The organism is Pseudomonas sp. PDM24, assembly GCF_019218905.1.
GTDB lineage: Bacteria > Pseudomonadota > Gammaproteobacteria > Pseudomonadales > Pseudomonadaceae > Aquipseudomonas.
This window is the reverse complement of sequence record NZ_JAHUWR010000004.1, coordinates 324,056-338,439: the sequence shown is the minus strand read 5'-3', so window position 1 is coordinate 338,439 and position 14,384 is coordinate 324,056. Positions and strand designations below refer to the sequence as shown.

Below are 14,384 nucleotides of genomic sequence, written 5' to 3'. Positions count from 1 at the left end.
CACGCGGCCTTAAGCAGGAGCCGACATGCCGCGTACGCTGATAAGAAAGAACCCGAGCAACTTCAAGACCCTGCCGTTATTCGTCGAAGCGACACCCGAAGGCCTGAGTTACCAGAGCGTCGGGATGCCGCTGAATTTCTCCCAGACCCTGCAACGTCGCCGCCCGGTGACGGTGCCCGACAGCGAGCGGTTTGCCCTGGAACTGGCGAATCTTGGGGTTTCTGTGCGCCTGACTCTGCATTGGCAGAATCGCGATTACTGGGTGTTGGTGCGTCAGCGTCGGCAGGACCGCGGCGATGTGGTGCTCAAACTGATCTCGGGTTACGTGCCGGCCCATGAACTGACCCTGCCGCTGCACACGGCGACCCAGGAAATCGCCGAAGAGTGCCTTCTGGAAACCCCGGAAGGCTGGCTCAGCGGGCGTTTCAACGACACCTGGCTGCCCGCACCCTACTCATCCGCCCTGCATTACCGCGAAGCCCTGCCGTTTCGCCTGACACCGCTGTCCGGCTCGGCACGGCCGGTGCGCTGCGCCAACATGCCGCTGATCGAGCGTCCTCGGGCCTACGTGCATTTGCCGACCGCGTCGCTGCAATTGATCTACGACTTGCGCCTGGATGTGCCCAAGGAAGCCAAATCCCTAAGCCTGTTTCATGTCGACGAACGACTGGAAGGCGATCAACTGGTGGCCCGGCTCGATCGCAAACGTCCCGATTTGTATCTGATGCCACTGCAGGACGGCCAGCCGATGGCCGAGCTGTATACCCTGAAAAAAGATCAGTTGTACCCGGCGAGTACCCGCGGGCTATATCTGGCGGAGAGTTTTGCCCGGCAAGAAGGGTGGCTGGTGAAGGATGAGCGGATTCGCTGGAAGGACTGGGTGCGGCAACAGGGTTTGACCCCGCCGGGGAAGGATTCGGGTTTAGCCCGCCTGCATGGAAAAGCAAAGCAACTGCTGAAAAGAATCGTGCCGCGCAAGGCCGCACGATAAAGAAACCTGTGGCGAGGGAGCTTGCTCCCGCTCGGCTGCGTAGCAGTCGTAAAACTCGCGACGCGATCAATCTGAAAAACCGCGGTCTATGGCTTTGGGGCCGCTTCGCGACCCAGCGGGAGCAAGCTCCCTCGCCACAGTGACCGCGCCGTTTCAGTGATTGCGGATCTTCTCGACAATCGCCGTGGTCGAGCTGTTTTCCACCAGCCCCAGCACTTTCACAGTCCCGCCGTAAGCAGTGACGATGTCTGCGCCAACCACTTGCTCGATCCCGTAATCGCCGCCCTTGACCAACACATCCGGCTTGACCTCGCGCAACAGGTTTTCTGGCGTGCCCTCAGGGAAGCTGATGACCCAATCCACGGCGCCCAGACCGGCCAGTACGGCCATGCGACGGTCGACACTGTTGATCGGCCGACCCGGCCCTTTCAAGCGGCTCACCGACGCATCGTCGTTGACCGCCACGATCAGACGATCGCCTTGGGCACGCGCCTGTTCGAGGTAGGTCACGTGGCCGGCATGCAGGATGTCGAAGCAGCCATTGGTGAACACAATCTTCTCGTTGTGTGCACGTGCATCGTCGACTGCCAGCAACAGCTGCTCCAGCCCCAACACACCACGCTCGGAACCTTCTTCACGCTGGATCGCACGACGCAATTCCGGGGCACTGATGGCCGCGGTACCGAGCTTGCCGACCACGATGCCTGCCGCCAGATTGGCCAAGGCCACCGCGTGGGGCAGTTCTTCGCCAGCAGCGATCGCTGCCGCCAGGGTAGAAATCACCGTGTCACCGGCGCCGGTCACGTCGAACACTTCACGGGCACGGGCCGGCAGGTGCAGTGCCGGATGATCCGGGCGCAGCAAGGTCATGCCGTGCTCGCCACGGGTCACCAGCAAGGCGCCGAGGTCGAGGTCGTGCATCAGCTGTGCGCCCTTGCTCACCAGCTCGTGTTCATCGGCGCAACCACCGACGATGGTTTCGAATTCGCTGAGGTTCGGGGTGATCAGGCTCGCGCCGCGGTAGATCGAGAAATCCTTGCCCTTGGGATCGGCCAGCACCGGAATCCCACGAGCACGGGCAGCCTGGATCAGCACCTGATGGTTTTTCAGCGCGCCTTTGCCGTAGTCGGACAGCACCAGCACCTTGATGCCTTCGAGCAACTCGTCGACTTGCTCGCCCAGCGCCAGGGCGTCGGTTGCGAAAGGTTCTTCGAAGTCGATACGCAGCAATTGCTGGTGACGGCTCATCACCCGCAGCTTGACGATGGTCGGCTGGTGGGCGATGCGCTGGAACAACGCCCGCACGCCGGCGCCTTTGAGGCTGTTGACCAGGCTGTCGGCAGCCTCGTCGTCGCCGGTCACGCCGACCAGCGAGGCCGGCGCACCGAGCGCGGCAATGTTCAGGGCAACGTTGGCGGCACCGCCCGGGCGGTCCTCGATTTGCTCGACCTTGACTACCGGTACCGGCGCCTCAGGGGAAATCCGTGAGGTACCACCATGCCAGTAACGGTCGAGCATGACATCGCCGACCACCAGGACAGGGGCCTGATCGAATCGTGGCATGGATAACTTCATGGAAACTCCAGGGGCAATAAAAGCGTCGCGGATAATAACATAGCGAAAGAATGCGGCCGCACCCGAGCACACAGGCTCAGCGGCGGTCATTCTGTGGAGGGGCATCCAGCGGACGCACCCAGAAAAGTTCATGTCGGCGCACCGCTTTGCGGAAGAACTCGTCTTCACCTGTGCGGGGCCAGCAACGCCCGGCCAACAACCGCTGAATCACCCGGCGCAGACGTCTTTTGAGCGGTGGACGGCCCTGCAAGTCGTGCTGCATGCCTAAGGCCATGGCTTTGTCCATGCGGGTTGGCGCGTCCAGCAACGGACTCCATAGCCCATCAGCCGGCAACGGCTCGATGGTCGGCGGCAGGGCAATGCCATAACCCGCCGGGCCCATCGGCCAGCGGTCGTTGTCGTGCAGGTGATTGGCATAGAGCAGCAGGGTGCGCGGGCGCCAGGTACTGAGTTCAATCGCGTCCATCAAGGCGAGCGTGCTGGCGACATGATCGCTGTGGGGATCCAGTTCGGGATGGGGTGTCAGCACCGCGTCGGGACGGTGATGCTCAAGCAGATGCGCCAGATCAGCTACCAGGTTGCGCCAATGGGGCTGACCATCGACGTCACCCGGCAGGCGCAGGGCATTGTGCCGACGCACGTCACGTATATCGCTCTCCCCCGACTCCCGGGAACCGAAGCTTTGCTCCGGCTGCTGCGCCATCGCATTCAGTTGTAAGCAGTAATAGCCCAATTGCACACACTGTTGTTGCGCCACCCCACCCCACAGCGGCACTGCCAGGCTATCCCAACTGCGCAGGCGCCCCTTCAGACGGGCGGCCTGAGCGGTGTCGAGGCCCATATCGCGATAGTTTTCGGCCTCAATCTCGCCTTGGGTCAGTGTGACGATAGCCACCTCGGACGCCCGGCTATAAAGACCAAAAGCCGCCAGTTCAGCATCATCGGCATGGGGGGCGATGATTAGCAGACGCTGCTGAGCAAAATCCGGATTATTCAGGGCGTGCAAAGTTGCCTGTGGCGCCAGGCTGCAAAAGCGTCCACGTAAGGTCAGGGTCCCGGCAGCCAGCGCCGAACCTTGCCCGGACAGATTGAGAAAACGCTCTCCCGCAACACCTCGCTCCAGATCCTGACGGTCGTCACCGATCCATACCTGGGGGTCAAGAAAGCGACCCAGCCAATGGCTCTTGACCCGCACCTGCAAAACCAGGGTTTGCGCCACGCCAAAGTCCCCCGTCACCTGCAAGGCACCATTGACCAGGGTGGTGGGGAACTGCGGCGTATCCGCCGGGAAGTCATAGCGATAATCGTCGCCTGGGGCATAGAACAGATGGTCGGCGAACCAGGCTTCATGGGCGATCCAGCCCAACAGCAGGAACAGCGGCAACGGCCACCAGGCGACAAAAATGCCAAATAATAATGCAGCCAACAACGCACCGATCAGCACCACACGTTTGCGTTGGCGATGGCGTTTAAGCAATTGTTGCTTGCGTGCGCTCATGACTGCCTGTCCTCGCTCAAACCTGATAGACCGGAACCCGGTGACACCAGCGATCCTTGTATTCGCGATCGGCGCGGCCGAACGAGTAACGCAGCGGCTTGCCCACGGCGCGGGCCTGCTCCCATGCGGCTTGGGTGTTGACGAAACTGAGTACACTGCCAGGGCTGAACTCGCGGTTTTGCGGGTCGACACCGCCGTTAATGTATTCCAGGCTGACCCACTTGGGCGCCTCGACCCGGTACAGAATCTGGATCGCCACCGGTTCGTCGTTCAGGTAGATCAAGGACCCGGTCATAAACTCACGCAACAGGCTGAACACTTCAGAAAGACGCGCCTTGCCCGGTGCTTCAAAGTTCCAGCGGCGCTGGAACAGGTCAGCATAGATGGTGGCCTGTTCGCTGGCGCTCAGCTCCAGCATCGGTCGGATGATGCCACCCGCCTCTTCAAGCAAACGCTGGTCACGACGCTGGTTGTAGCGAAATTTCTTACTGTAGTCCTCTGGTTCACGAGCCAGCGCCAGGCCTTCAGGTTGCTCAGCGAGACCGGTGATGTTTGGGGCATTGAGCTCGGACACATAACGCGCGCGATGCCGCACACGAACCTGGACGTCTTCGGCAACCGGCAGGATGATCTCGGCATTGCCAAGATCGAGCAGGCCACGTTTGCCTTCACGCTTGAGCACTTCCTTGGACAAGGCCACATGACGGCCCCAGGTCGGCATCGCGGCGCACAACTCACCGTCGACGAACCAGCCCAGATAACGCACCGGGATGCCTACCAGCCCTGCCAGACGCTCAACCACCTCGGGATGAGTCGCCACGCTGCCGCCGAACTGTTGCCAGGCCTGGCTATAAGCCGTTGCATCGATGGGCGCCCAGCCGCTTTCTCTCCAGGCTCGCCAGTAACTCAAAATCAAACGTGGGACTCCGTCATCGCCTCGTCGGTGCTTTCGACGAAGTCCTTCTCGTGCAGGCGTGCGTAGTGACCGTTCAACGCCAACAACTCGGCGTGGGTGCCGCGTTCGACGATGCGGCCCTGATCCATCAACAGGATCAGGTCAGCCTTCTCGATAGTCGACAAGCGGTGAGCGATCACCAGCGTGGTACGGCCCTTCATTACTTGTTCCAGAGCCGCCTGAATGTGGCGCTCGGATTCGGTGTCGAGAGCCGAGGTAGCCTCATCGAGAATCAGCAATGGCGCATTCTTGAGCAGTGCCCGGGCAATCGCCAGACGCTGGCGCTGACCGCCGGAAAGCAGCACACCGTTTTCGCCCACAAGGGTGTCGTAGCCTTGAGGCATTTGCTCGATGAACTCGGCGGCGTAGGCATCTTCGGCTGCCTTGCGCACATCTTCAAACGGTGCGCCGGCGAGGTCGCCGTAGGCAATGTTGTTGGTGACACTGTCGTTGAACAGGGTGACCTGCTGGGTCACCAGGGCAATGTGACGACGCAGGTTGGTCAGCTTGTATTCCTCGACATCCATACCGTCGAGCAGGATCTGGCCCTTGTCGTGGTGATAGAAACGCGGAATCAGGTTGGCCAAGGTGGATTTGCCGCTGCCTGAACGCCCCACCAAAGCAACCATCTGGCCCTCTTCGGCGGTAAAGGAAATATCGTTGAGCACGAGTTTCTCGGTGCCCGGGTACTGGAAGCTCAGGTTACGCACTTCCAGGCGACCGCTGACGCGCACCATTTCCTTGGTGCCCGTATCGACTTCCGGTTCTTCGTCGAGCTGCTCGAAAATGCTCTCCGCACCGGCCAGTCCTTTCTGGATCGTGGCGCTGACTTCCGACAACTGACGAATCGGCTTGGGCAACAAACCGGCAGCGGTGATGTAAGCAACCAGTTCGCCAGCAGAGGCATCGCCGCGAAGGTAGAGCACCAGATACATCAACACGGCCATGCCGATGTAAATCACCAGTTGCAGCATTGGGGTGTAGATCGATTGGGTGCGGGTCATGCCCAGGCTGCGGTTCATGTTGTCGGCGCTGGCCTTGTGGAAACGCTCGATTTCGTAAGCCTCACCGCCAAAGCTGCGAACCACGCGGTAGCCCTGGATCGTCTCCGAAGCCACATGGGTCACATCGCCCATCGCCACCTGGATTTTCTTGCTTTGCTTGCGAAATTTTTTGCTGGCGCTACTCACCAGAATCGCGATGACCGGCAGGATCGCCAGCAATACCAGGGTCATTTTCCAGTTGCTGTACAGCAGGTAACCGAACAGGAACACCACCGTCAGGCCTTCACGGATCACCACTTTGATCGCATCGGTGGCGGCACCGGTGACCATGGTCACGTTATAGGTAATACGGGAAATCAGGTGACCGGAGTTGTTGTTGTCGAAGTAGCGGTTAGGCAGGGTCAACAGGTTGTCGAACAAGGCGCAACGCAGGTCGTGGACCACGCCACGGGCAACCTTGGCCAGGTAATAGTTACCCAGAAATGAGCCGATACCCTGGTAGACGGCAATCAGCACAATCAATAACGGTACGCCGAGTACCAGCGAGACACCCAGAAACTTGGTGTCATTGGGTTTTTGCAAGGCGTCGAGAAAATGTTTGAGCATATCCGCCAGCATCGGCTGGCTAGATGCGAATAGCACGAAGCCGACAATACTGAGGGCGAAAGCGCCCCAGTACGGGAGCACGTATTTCAGCAACCGCAGGTAAATCTTCATGCTTGATTGCTGGTCGGAATTGGCCATTCGGCACGCCTCGTACGTTTGAAAAAGACAGACAACCTGTGGATTGTAACAGCGAACGAATTACAACATAGGCTCAGCCCGGACGCGGTGCCGAAAACGCTTCAGCACTTCGCTACCGGGCCAGGAGTATCAGTAGCTGAAACACTCCAGAGGGAAGTTTTGGTTTGATTGCTGCCACGAGTGGCCAATACGATACTCAAGGCAATCGGTAACCAGGTGATCAACCAGTCCGCGTTGGGCTTGAGCCAGAGGCCGATGCCATCGGTCATCAACGACGTCCCGGAAAACACCCAGAGCGCCAGCAACACCTGCCCCAGTGGCTGCGCGCGCGAAACCCAGCCACGCCAGCCAACCACCAGCCACAGCCAGCCGAACAGCAGTAGGCCAGGCACACCGAGCCGCACACCGATATCCAGAAAAAGATTGTGGGGATGTTTGAATGCCTGTCCGATTTCAGGGACAGGAATCAGGTACTCATGAAATCCCAACCCCATCACCCAGTGGTCCAGCATCAATTGAACGCCACCGCGCCACAGCTCGGGACGAAAAGAAACGCCACGCTGCATGAGGATTTCCGGCTTGAATACAGCGATGGACGCCAACCCCAAAACCGTCAAAATCATCAGTCCGCTACCCAGGCGCGTCGGTCGCGCCACGCCCATCACGAACAGGCAGGCCAGCAAGCCGATCCATACACCACGGGTTTGGCTAAAGCCCAGGAATAACGCATACCCCAGCGCCGGAATCAGCAGCAACACCATCACCCAGGGATTGAAGCGCTTGGTCTGCAGCGTGAAAACGCCAAGAATCGCCAGAGCCCCCACCCCGTGCGCGGCCATGATCGCAGTGTCCCACAAGCCAATGGCAATCAGCCTGCCGCTAAACGGCTGAGCGGACGTTTCATAAAAGTAGACCCAGGAAGCCGCGGCAAAAAAACCGCCGATAATCGATGCGTACAACAACATGGATTCCAACCGCCACTTGCGGTTCTGGGCAGCCAGTAGCACGCCTAAGAGGGCAAGGGACACGTAGAGCGTCACCTTGCTTTTGCCGACGACGTTAGCGCCCCCCTCAACCATCAGCACCAATAATGTCCAAGCCACGAAAATGGCGAAGAGGATGCACTCCGGTTGCTTGAGCATCATCCGAAAATCCCGATGGAACAGCGCCAACATGGCGGGTAACCAGAGCAGGAAAATTATCATTTGGTGATAAAGCTTATTGTCCGGCAGTACCCATGCCCCGCACAGCAGCACGAGAAGACCGATAGACGCCCACGCCGCCAGGGCATTCCTATCGATAAGTTTTTTCATTCCTGTCAGCATTCGGCTTTACCCAGCATTCGATTGGCGACCCGCTGCAACTGGGCCTTGTCGGCGTTCTTCCAGCCCCCCTTGATGCAATAGTGCTCGGAGAGGTAGTGGAGAAAGTTACGCCTCAACCGCTCATCGAGTGGCCATTGCGGGAATGCACGCGCCAGTTCCATCACCTGCTCGGCGTTGTCGGCATGCATTACCAACCCCTCGATATTGAAAAACGCCTGACCCAGGGTCAGCACCGGCTTACCCAAAAGCAGGCTTTCCAGGCCGACCGTCGAGTTCAGCGTGATCACAAACTGGCTGGACTCGATCAACTGCTGAGTGGCATTACCGTTGGCGAACAACAGACGCTCGTGAGTACGCTCATGCAACTCAGGATACGTTTCGCGACTGGATGGATGCTCCTTGAACACCACTGTCAATCCAGTCTCTTTGGCCAAGCGCTCGCCCAAGGCGAACATCTCGCGCATGTTCTTGATCCAGGGAGAAAACAGCCGAACCTGACTATCGCGGTCGTCCTGGAACGGAATAAAGACGAACTGCTCCGGCAGCACAATCGGTGCCGGGCCACTGGTACGAGGCTGGCGTGGAATCAGCACGGGCGCTGCCTGATTTTCAGGAACCGGATAAGGATAGTTGAGATAAAAACCGGCCTCGCGCGGAACGGCGTTCAGGTAGTTCACGCCCCGCGGATCAACGGTTGTGGTATCGGGCAACAAGCCGTTCTCGAAAAAGAACGTCTTACAACCCGGCGGCGCCAAGGCCGTCAGCAATCGGCAGTAACGATGGGAACCATTCCAGAACACCAGCGCGTCGGGGCGCTCACGATCAAGCAAAGCCTGGGCACGCAGCGCCATCCAAATCAGCTCAAGACGTAACAACAGACGATACAAGCGACCATCGCTTTTGTTCTTGACGCGTCGCTCCTCGCATTTTTCTTCGATCAGGCTCAGCCAGTCGATTCGCGAAAGCACTCTGGAAGTCTGCGACAACCTTGGCCAAGGCATCTGTGGTGGGGTAACGACTTTACCTTGTAGCTCGGTCTCGTTGAGTAACCGATTGAAATAGAGGCCTTGATGCTTGGCCAAGGAAATGAACAGCATTGTCGTCATAGGGTGTCCAAAAAATAGGCCGCATCCACCCGCCAAAGCGCAATATAACCATGTGCGACAAGTCCGCAGACATCAACACCCTGTTATTCGCCCGTCCGCGTATGGAAGTATAAAACCAAGAATCAGAAGCAAGCACTCTGTGGTATTGCGCCAGGCACCCCCGTGAACGGGCAACTGCCTCTTAAAAAGTGCGGCGATTGTACCACAGCGGTTTTTTGCAGCATGCGCACTGCGGTAACATAGGCGGCTGCCCATCCCATCAGGCCAAGCCTTTGGAGCCTTGATGCAAACGCTCGACCATACCGCTTATCTCAACATGCGCGAGGGCGCCGACGTTCTCGAGGCCGATGGTAAAGGGGATAAAGTTTTGTGCCTGGCCGATGGCTCGATGCTCAAGCTGTTTCGCCGCAAACGCCTGCTGACATCTGCGCTTTGGGCGCCTTACGCCCGGCGCTTCGCCAACAACTGCCGAGCACTGCGCGAACGCAATATCGAATGCCCAACGGTACGCCAGGTTTATCGCATCCCCAGCATCGAGCGCGATGCCGTGCATTACGATCCTCTGCCAGGTCGCACGCTGCGTCAGTTACTAGGCACCGATAACAACGAATTTCTTCGAGCACAACTGGGTGAGTTCATTGCACGCCTGCATGAGGACGGCATCTACTTTCGCTCAGCGCACTTGGGCAATGTGGTATTGACGCCTGAAAACACGCTGGGGCTGATTGACATCGCCGACCTGCGCGCCTATCGCAAGCCCCTGCGCAAAGGCCTGCGCCTGCGCAATTTCAAGCATATGTTGCGCTATCGCCAGGATCGCGAGTGGCTACTCAAGGACAACCAGTTCCTTGAGCATTACCTGAACCACCAACGCGTGTGCAATGGACGGGAACTGAGCCTGGCGCTCACCCCTTAACCCTTCAAGCCATCAGTGTCAGCCGGCGGCAGACAGCCTGAAGGTCTCGAAGTCACGCGCAGGGTCTGTGCCTCGCAGCAAGTTATCAACCAGTTGAATGGTCTTTGCCAACCCCTGAGAACCGTATACCAGGTGGTAATCGGCAAAACGCCGGGCCTGGGCCACATGCCCCGGATAATCCTGCTCAAGCGCTTGTAGCTGGCGGGAAAACTCATACTCATCGCGCACTTGAGGCCCAAAAAACAGCGAGTGAGAGAAAATATCCACATCGCCGCCCGCATTCACATGGATGACCGGCCGGCCCGCCAGCCCTGCCTCGATACCAGCATTGGACATGATATTGACGACAACGCTGGCCTGCGCCAGAGCGTCCGCCAGTGAACACTTGCTGTCCAGCAAGTCGATGTTGGCTAACTGCGCAGCGGCATCGTTCCAGAATTGCGCCTTGCTGCGCGGATGACGCTTGAACAGCACGCGATAATGCGGATGCTGCTCGGCCCAGTCGCGCAGTAACTGATAGGTGCGCTGGTAGCCCGACTCTTTTTCCCGATCAGGGCCAACCCCCAGAATCAACAACGTATGGAGAGCAGGATCGGCAACTGGCAGATCATAGGTTTCATCGGCGAGGTAAGAACCGATCAACACCACCGTCGACTCACCGAACCGCAATGCTCTTTCTTGCAAGGCAACCAGCGAACTATGGCCAAAGACGCCGTAATAGTCGTAATCGTTCATCCCTAATCGCCGTGAAGATTCCAGCGTCGTGGCATGGGCCAGTTGCAGCAATCGGGCACCACGCGCAGCCAATGCCAAGCGCAGGAATGGCGCATGAAGACTACCGTTGCGTTCGTTGATCAGCACCTTGGGCGAATACGTCATCACCAACCACTGGGCATGGGCGGCGTACACCAGATAACGCAGCGGCACAGACTGCGGCGGCGCCAGGAGCATGCGCTGGGCGCAGGCGTCCGATGGAGAACGTAACGCGGCCTCTGTCAGGTGGTGCCCACGCTTGCGCAGGCCCTCGATCAGAATATTCTTGCGTTGCAACGCCATGGACTTTGGCGCCGAATGCAGCAACAGCACCTCACAGGGCGCAGAGACAACCGAACCACTCAAGCATGCTTTGGCGCGAATCCCGACCGCCACATCCACCAGCACATCACGAACCAGACGCAACAAGCTGCCACAGCGACCATGACGCTCGCGCAGCAGCTTCCAGCGATAACGATCCAGCTCACGCGCTTTTTGTGCCCAGCATCCCTCAGCCTGGAACACAATTGCGTCAGATGGCGGCGCACTCACTTGAACAACAACCGGATGGCCTTGCGGGTGTAGGACCAGCGTGTGAGCGAGCGCAGATCGGCGCGCACGGCGCGGGCGTAAAAAGCCTTGGCGTTGACATAATCGCCGGCACTGTAGCAATCGCGGAACAACGACAGGCAGCGCTGAGCCAGGAAAGCCTGGCGCAGGTCCTGCAGTTCTTGAGGCATGCGTACCGAGGAAAATACCTCGTCAACCATCCCCACGCCTGCCGCCAGGCTTTGCTTGAGGTCATGCCGCATGCTGTCGCCATGCTTGTAGATCAACGCCAGCGGCTGATCGAGCACACTGCACGGGAAACGCGCCAGCACCTGCGCAAACACCGGAATATCCTCAACGTTGCGCAAGTGCTCAGGATAGTTGCCCGGCGCGAACACTTCGCGATGCATGGCGCAGGCGCCGTTGGACAGCGATACCGTCTTGTCCAGCAAGTAGCCACGCACACGCTGGCGCGGGGTAGCTGGCAAGGGTTTGACGGCGTGCTGGACACGACGACCGTCGTCGAACACCGACCAGTGACCGCCAATGATCAAACGGCTGTCAGGGTTGCTGGAGATATGCCGGGTCAACGCAGCCAGCGCACCAGGCGCCATCTCATCATCGGCATCGAGGAAGATCAGGTATTGCCCCCGAGCCTCCTCGATCCCGCGATTACGCACCGAAGACAAACCGCCATTGGGTTTGCGCAGAGCTCTAAAGCGTCCCGCATGTTCAGCCAGGAGCTGCTCCAGAACTTGCGGCGTCGCGTCAGTGGACCCGTCATCGATTACCAGCAACTCAGCCTGGGCATCACCCAACTGCGCCAACACCGAATTCACCGCACGCGGCAAGGTTTTGGCGTAGTTATAAGCAGGAATAACGATACTGATCAGCACGTCAGTCAACCGCATACTCGTTCGCACCTTCTTTGACCACCAGAATGTCTTCCATGATCAGGTACTGCAGGTCGGAACCGAAGAACATGTTCAAGGCATCGGTCGGCGAACAGATCATCGGCTCGCCACGACGGTTGAGCGAGGTGTTCAGCGACACGCCGTTACCGGTCAGCACTTCCAGCGCCTTCATCATGTCGTAGTAGCGCGGGTTGTATTCGCGCTTCAACACCTGGGCCCGGGAGGTGCCGTCTTCGTGGACGACTTCCGGCACGCGGGTTTTCCACTCTTCAGCCACTTCGAAGGTGAAGGTCATGAACGGCGCGGGGTGATCGATCTTGATCATTTGCGGCGCAACGGTGTCGAGCATCGACGGGCAGAAAGGCCTCCAGCGCTCGCGGAACTTGATCTGGTGGTTGATGCGGTCAGCCACACCGGTCGCACTTGGGCAACCGATGATCGAACGACCGCCCAAGGCGCGCGGACCGAACTCCATGCGGCCCTGGAACCAGGCCACCGGGTTGCCGTCGACCATGATCTTGGCGATGCTTTCCGGCATATTCTCAAGCTTGCGCCATGCAGGCTTGCTCGGGTGACGGGCACAGGCGGCGAGTACGTCCTCGTTGCTGTAGGACGGGCCGAGGTAGACGTGTTCCATCTTCTCGACCGGTACACCACGGGCGTGGGACACGTAAGCCGCCGCGCCAACCGCGGTACCGGCATCACCGGAGGCAGGCTGAACGAACAACTCTTTGATGTCGTCGCGGGCAATGATTTTCTGGTTCAGCTTGACGTTCAACGCACAGCCACCGGCGAAGGCCAGTTTGCCGGTTTCCTTGAGCACATCGCCCAGGTAGTGGTCGATCATCTGCAACGCCAGTTTCTCGAACAGCGCCTGCATGCTCGCGGCGTAGTGAATGTACGGCTCGTCGGCGATGTCGCCTTCGCGCTTGGGCCCCAGCCACTCGATCAGCTTCGGCGAGAAGTAGAAACCTTTGCCCTTCTCTTTATAACGGCGCAGGCCGATGACGTTGGCGTAGTCGGTGTTGATCACCAACTCGCCGTTTTCGAACGAGGCCAGACGCGAGAAATCGTATTTGCTGGCGTCGCCGTACGGCGCCATGCCCATGACCTTGAACTCACCGTCGAGCATCTCGAAACCGAGGAACTCGGTGATCGCGCCGTACAGGCCGCCGAGGGAGTCCGGATCGAAGAATTCCTTGATCTTGTGGATCTTGCCGTTTTCGCCGTAACCGAAGAAAGTCGTGGCGTACTCACCCTTGCCATCAATCCCGAGGATCGCGGTTTTCTCTTTGAAACCGGAGCAGTGATAGGCACTGGAGGCGTGGGCAAGGTGGTGCTCGACCGGCTCGATCTTGATTTTCTTCGGATCGAAGCCCAGTTGCTCGAGGCACCAGACAATCTTGTTGCGATAGCGCTTGTAGCGACGGTTGCCCATCAGGATCGCGTCGAGGGCGCGGTCCGGGGCGTACCAGTAACGCTTGGCGTAGTGCCAGCGAGCCTTGCCGAACAAGCTGATCGGCGCGAATGGAATCGCTACCACATCAACGTCGGACGGCTTGATGCCAGCCTGCTCGAGGCAGAACTTCGCCGATTCGTAAGGCATGCGGTTCTTTGCATGTTTATCGCGCACGAAGCGCTCTTCTTCAGCCGCCGCGACCAGCTTGCCGTCGATATACAGGGCTGCGGAAGGATCATGGCTAAGGGCGCCGGACAGGCCAAGAATCGTCAATGCCACAGGGGTCTAGCCTCTTTAGTCTGCATGCAGGCGCAACGCGCCTCAAAAATTAATGTGCCCTCGCAAGGGGCGAGAGACAGCTAAAGGGCGGGATTATAGCTTAAACGTGCCGGGAATGACCCTGCCCTTATCAGCACCATGAAGATGACGTCGAGCCCACGCGCTCGCCTTCGCTTATCCGCGACCCGGACACCCGTAAATCCTGATATTGCCGTCGGTTGCCTGCCGGTTGGCTGACAGTTCCGGCCTCTTCGCGAGCAAGCCCGCTCCCACATTAGGTTTATGTTGAACACAAATTTTGTGTACGACCGAGAAC

11 protein-coding genes are annotated in these 14,384 nt (G+C 58.9%); 2 read left to right on the top strand and 9 right to left on the bottom strand.

From position 1 onward, the window contains the following. Positions 1–25 precede the first annotated feature (25 nt). Positions 26–991 carry a metal ABC transporter ATPase gene (locus tag KW837_RS16060; RefSeq protein WP_218397155.1) on the top strand — a complete coding sequence of 322 codons (966 nt, stop codon included), beginning with the start codon at positions 26–28 and terminating at the stop codon, positions 989–991. A gap of 153 nt (positions 992–1,144) precedes the next feature. Here the strand turns inward: KW837_RS16060 and hldE are convergent, their stop codons facing one another. The 6 genes from hldE to KW837_RS16030 all read right to left on the bottom strand — a co-directional run bounded on the left by hldE (position 1,145) and on the right by KW837_RS16030 (position 9,198). After that, on the bottom strand, positions 1,145–2,566 hold the full coding sequence (hldE, locus tag KW837_RS16055) for a bifunctional D-glycero-beta-D-manno-heptose-7-phosphate kinase/D-glycero-beta-D-manno-heptose 1-phosphate adenylyltransferase HldE (protein WP_007902573.1): 1,422 nt from the start codon (positions 2,564–2,566) through the stop codon (positions 1,145–1,147). A gap of 76 nt (positions 2,567–2,642) precedes the next feature. Continuing rightward, positions 2,643–4,064 carry a PIG-L deacetylase family protein gene (locus KW837_RS16050; RefSeq protein ID WP_218397152.1) on the bottom strand — a complete coding sequence of 474 codons (1,422 nt, stop codon included), beginning with the start codon at positions 4,062–4,064 and terminating at the stop codon, positions 2,643–2,645. Positions 4,065–4,080: 16 nt separating this feature from the next. Next, positions 4,081–4,977 carry a GNAT family N-acetyltransferase gene (locus KW837_RS16045; protein ID WP_063343903.1) on the bottom strand — a complete coding sequence of 299 codons (897 nt, stop codon included), beginning with the start codon at positions 4,975–4,977 and terminating at the stop codon, positions 4,081–4,083. Then, positions 4,977–6,767 (bottom strand): lipid A export permease/ATP-binding protein MsbA, encoded by a 1,791-nt coding sequence (gene msbA / locus KW837_RS16040; protein ID WP_123500085.1) that lies wholly within the window; start codon positions 6,765–6,767, stop codon positions 4,977–4,979. The genes KW837_RS16045 and msbA overlap by 1 nt, the downstream gene beginning before the upstream one ends. A 101-nt stretch (positions 6,768–6,868) precedes the next feature. Next, positions 6,869–8,080: an O-antigen ligase gene (locus KW837_RS16035; RefSeq protein WP_148050160.1), complete on the bottom strand. Its 1,212-nt coding sequence runs from the start codon at positions 8,078–8,080 to the stop codon at positions 6,869–6,871. A 5-nt stretch (positions 8,081–8,085) separates the two neighbouring features. Next, a complete protein-coding gene (locus tag KW837_RS16030; protein WP_218397150.1) occupies positions 8,086–9,198 on the bottom strand; it encodes a capsular biosynthesis protein in 1,113 nt (370 codons plus the stop codon). 283 nt (positions 9,199–9,481) lie between these two features. Between KW837_RS16030 and KW837_RS16025 the strand changes: the two genes are divergently transcribed. Beyond that, a complete protein-coding gene (locus KW837_RS16025; protein WP_218397148.1) occupies positions 9,482–10,114 on the top strand; it encodes a toluene tolerance protein in 633 nt (210 codons plus the stop codon). An 18-nt stretch (positions 10,115–10,132) separates the two neighbouring features. Here KW837_RS16025 and KW837_RS16020 read toward each other — a convergent pair whose 3' ends face one another. Genes KW837_RS16020 through KW837_RS16010 form a run of 3 tightly spaced genes read right to left on the bottom strand, consistent with a single transcriptional unit; the run spans position 10,133 to position 14,068 of the window. Continuing rightward, entirely contained in the window at positions 10,133–11,419 is a 1,287-nt protein-coding gene (locus KW837_RS16020) for a capsule biosynthesis protein (RefSeq protein ID WP_371317133.1), read from the bottom strand. Then, positions 11,416–12,327 carry a glycosyltransferase family 2 protein gene (locus KW837_RS16015; protein ID WP_218397147.1) on the bottom strand — a complete coding sequence of 304 codons (912 nt, stop codon included), beginning with the start codon at positions 12,325–12,327 and terminating at the stop codon, positions 11,416–11,418. The genes KW837_RS16020 and KW837_RS16015 overlap by 4 nt, the downstream gene beginning before the upstream one ends. Next, positions 12,314–14,068, bottom strand: coding sequence for a carbamoyltransferase (locus KW837_RS16010; RefSeq protein ID WP_123721527.1), 1,755 nt, complete (start codon positions 14,066–14,068; stop codon positions 12,314–12,316). The genes KW837_RS16015 and KW837_RS16010 overlap by 14 nt, the downstream gene beginning before the upstream one ends. Between the last annotated feature and the right edge of the window lie 316 nt (positions 14,069–14,384).

Excerpts from the sequence above, each read along its gene's own strand:
- hldE (WP_007902573.1), bottom strand. The coding sequence starts at position 2,566 with ATGAAGTTATCCATGCCACGATTCGATCAGGCCCCTGTCCTGGTGGTC.
- KW837_RS16060 (WP_218397155.1), top strand. The coding sequence starts at position 26 with ATGCCGCGTACGCTGATAAGAAAGAACCCGAGCAACTTCAAGACCCTG.
- KW837_RS16035 (WP_148050160.1), bottom strand. The coding sequence starts at position 8,080 with ATGAAAAAACTTATCGATAGGAATGCCCTGGCGGCGTGGGCGTCTATC.
- KW837_RS16030 (WP_218397150.1), bottom strand. The coding sequence starts at position 9,198 with ATGACGACAATGCTGTTCATTTCCTTGGCCAAGCATCAAGGCCTCTAT.
- msbA (WP_123500085.1), bottom strand. The coding sequence starts at position 6,767 with ATGGCCAATTCCGACCAGCAATCAAGCATGAAGATTTACCTGCGGTTG.
- KW837_RS16015 (WP_218397147.1), bottom strand. The coding sequence starts at position 12,327 with ATGCGGTTGACTGACGTGCTGATCAGTATCGTTATTCCTGCTTATAAC.
- KW837_RS16050 (WP_218397152.1), bottom strand. The coding sequence starts at position 4,064 with ATGAGCGCACGCAAGCAACAATTGCTTAAACGCCATCGCCAACGCAAA.
- KW837_RS16025 (WP_218397148.1), top strand. The coding sequence starts at position 9,482 with ATGCAAACGCTCGACCATACCGCTTATCTCAACATGCGCGAGGGCGCC.